This is a genomic window from Teichococcus vastitatis (genome assembly GCF_003604215.1).
Classification (GTDB): domain Bacteria; phylum Pseudomonadota; class Alphaproteobacteria; order Acetobacterales; family Acetobacteraceae; genus Pseudoroseomonas; species Pseudoroseomonas vastitatis.
Genome location: NZ_QXGS01000113.1, coordinates 1 through 2599, shown reverse-complemented (window position 1 = coordinate 2599; position 2599 = coordinate 1). Strand labels below are relative to the sequence as shown.

The 2599-nt window shown below is 68.3% G+C and carries 2 protein-coding genes; both read right to left on the bottom strand.

Annotated features, from left to right (window positions below; all coding sequences use genetic code 11):
• Positions 1 to 332: 332 nt before the first annotated feature.
• The gene (gene chrA / locus D2K64_RS23255; RefSeq protein ID WP_120010772.1) at positions 333 to 1712 is read right to left on the bottom strand and encodes a chromate efflux transporter; all 1380 of its coding nucleotides are present in this window, start codon (positions 1710 to 1712) and stop codon (positions 333 to 335) included.
• Positions 1709 to 2542, bottom strand: a complete 834-nt coding sequence (locus D2K64_RS25810; protein WP_120010773.1) for a chromate resistance protein ChrB domain-containing protein — start codon at positions 2540 to 2542, stop codon at positions 1709 to 1711. The genes chrA and D2K64_RS25810 overlap by 4 nt, the downstream gene beginning before the upstream one ends.
• Positions 2543 to 2599 lie beyond the last annotated feature (57 nt).

Here is a 2599-nt window from a genome sequence, read left to right as displayed (position 1 = left end):
GCCTGCGGCTGGCTACATGATCCGTAACCCAACTATCCCACTAGCAGCCGACCCAAACCCGACAGGCTGCTAGAGCGAGTAGGTACTTGGCAAGGGAGAGAGCACCGACTGCCAGACTTGGCAGAGTTTAGCCGGAAGCAGCCCGTCCGCTCTTTAGAGGTTCATGGAGGGAAGCGGCCACCGGTTGCAGAACATGCTTTGGGACTTCCGAGCCGCAGGGTCATGATGTGCCTGCTGTTCGACTACACCGAGACCTCTGCCACACGTCAGGCGGAGGTGCCACGGATGAACCTTCCTCTGGCTTGAGTCATCCATCCGGGACTTGATGAGCCTCAGCCAAGGGCGAGCTTTGTCACAAGTCCCGTGGCGGCCGTGATGCCAAGGGTCTTCAACAGGCCGAGTTTGAGGCGGAACAGGCAAGCAGCGGCAAGCGCCGCGAGCGCCAAGGCGAGCGGGTCCAGGCTGGCCAAAACCGGCATGTCGAGGGCCGCCGGACCGACCTCCACCCGCCGCACATCGGCAAAGAGCACCCGCAGACCGAACCAGAGCGCCAAGTTCGCGATCACGCCGACAACGGCCGCTGTCACTGCCGCCAGGGCGCTGGTCAGTTCCCGGTTGGAGTGCAACCGCTCCACGTACGGCGCGCCGAGGAAGATGAAGGCAAAGCAGGGTGCGAAGGTGATCCAGACCGTCAGCACCGAAGCCAACACCCCCCAGGCGAGCCCGCCCTGGCCATAGCCCGCCAGAAAGCCGACGAACTGGAGCACCAGGATGAGGGGGCCTGGTGTGGTTTCGGCCAGGCCGAGGCCCACCAGCATCTGGTCGGCGGTGAGCCAGCCATAGCCCTGCACCGCCGCCTGCGCCACATAGGCGAGCACGGCATAGGCGCCGCCCACGGTGACCACCGCCATCTTGGAGAAGAACCAGGCGACGTCGGCAAAGACCCCGCCGCCCGCCAGGACGAGGGCGGCGACCGGGAGCAGCCAGAGCGCCACAGCCAACCAGCCCGCCCGCCAGGCGCTCGCCGCGAGGCGTCCCGGCCGCCCGGGATCTGCCGCCAGCACCGCGTCCAACAGTGCCGGTGGGCCGTCCTTGGCCGTGCCGTGGCTGCCAGCCCGGAAGGCGCCTGGGGCGGAGTAGCCGATCAGAGCCGCCGCCAGCACGACAACCGGAAACGGCAGGGCGAAGACGTAGAGCGCCACAAACGCCGCGGCGGCCAGCGCCCAGGCTGTTCGGGTCCTCAGGGCACGACGGGCCACTCTGAGCAGCGCCTCCACCACGAGCACCAGCACGGCGCATTTCAGGCCGAAGAACAGCGCCGCGACGGCGGGCACTTCGCCCAGGGTCACGTAGAGAATGGACAGCCCGAGCATCACCGCCATGCCAGGCAGGATAAAGAGAACACCTGCCGCGACGCCGCCGCGAACGCCGTGCAGCAGCCAGCCGAGATAGGTGGCGAGCTGCTGCGCCTCAGGCCCAGGCAGCAGGGTGCAGAAATTCAGCGCGTGCAGGAAGCGGGCGTCGGACACCCAGCGCCGCTCGTCGACCACTTCCCGGTGCAGCAACGCGATCTGGCCTGCCGGGCCGCCGAACGATAACAGGCCGATCTTCAGCCAGACCCGGAAGGCCTCGGCGAAAGAAGGCAGCCCCGCCTGTTTCCCGGGCGCGGGCACGGGGGCACGACGCGCCCGGTCCATGGCGGCGTCATTCATCGCATGCTCCTCCCGCCGTCGCCCGCTCCCGCAGGCCAGTTGTGGGTCTCAGTGACCGCGTCGCGGCTCCAGCGGTAAAAGGCATCGTAGAGGTCCATGCCCGCTGCGAGTTGGGCCAGGTCGTCGCGGTGCATCCGGGACAGACCCAAGGAGGCTGCGAGCAGCCCCGCCGCCTGCGGCACGAGGTCGGGCCGGGCCGTGTCGGCGCCGCGGACGATCTTCGCGAGCCGCAGCAGCGGCTCCGAGGTCAGCCCGAACTCCTGGATCATGGTATCGAAGGTGCAGCCCTCGCCACGATGGCTCCAGAACACGCCCTCGACGTCGAACGGTGCGGCGCCAAAGCGCTCGGCCACGGCACCGACTTCGGAAGGCGCCACGAACAGGAAGACGGCCGAGGAGTCGACGAAGCGTCGAATCAACCAGGGGCAGGCGATCCGGTCGACCTTGGGTCGGGAGCGGGTTACCCAGATGGTTCGCCCCTGCCCATCGCGTTCTGGAAGGCGAGTGGGATGCATCAGCAGGTGGCCTTCGGCGGCCCATGTCGCGAAGCCGCCCTCGAGCACCTCGGCCCGCGCGCCGCCGTGCCGCAGCCAGGCGGCGACACCCTGGCTGAGCTTGAGGCCACGCTGGCAGGCGACAACCACGTGCTGACCAGCGTGGTCGGATGCCCAGGTGGTCACGTCGCGGGCGTCACGCCGAAGGGAAGCCGGGAGCAGGCGCGGATCCGCCGCAAAGTCCTCCTCGGTTCGGACGTCGAGCAGGACTGGAGCGTCGGGCAAGCCGACGAGCCGGGTCAGCTGTGCTGTGGTGATGGTGTCAGGTGCGGGCACGAGCGTCCTCTCCCTCAACTGTGGAGTACCGGACGCGATGCTTCGGCCAAAGCCTCA

What these genes read in the sequence shown, in the direction of transcription:
- chrA (WP_120010772.1), bottom strand. Translation starts at nt 1,712, where the DNA reads ATGAATGACGCCGCCATGGACCGGGCGCGTCGTGCCCCCGTGCCCGCG.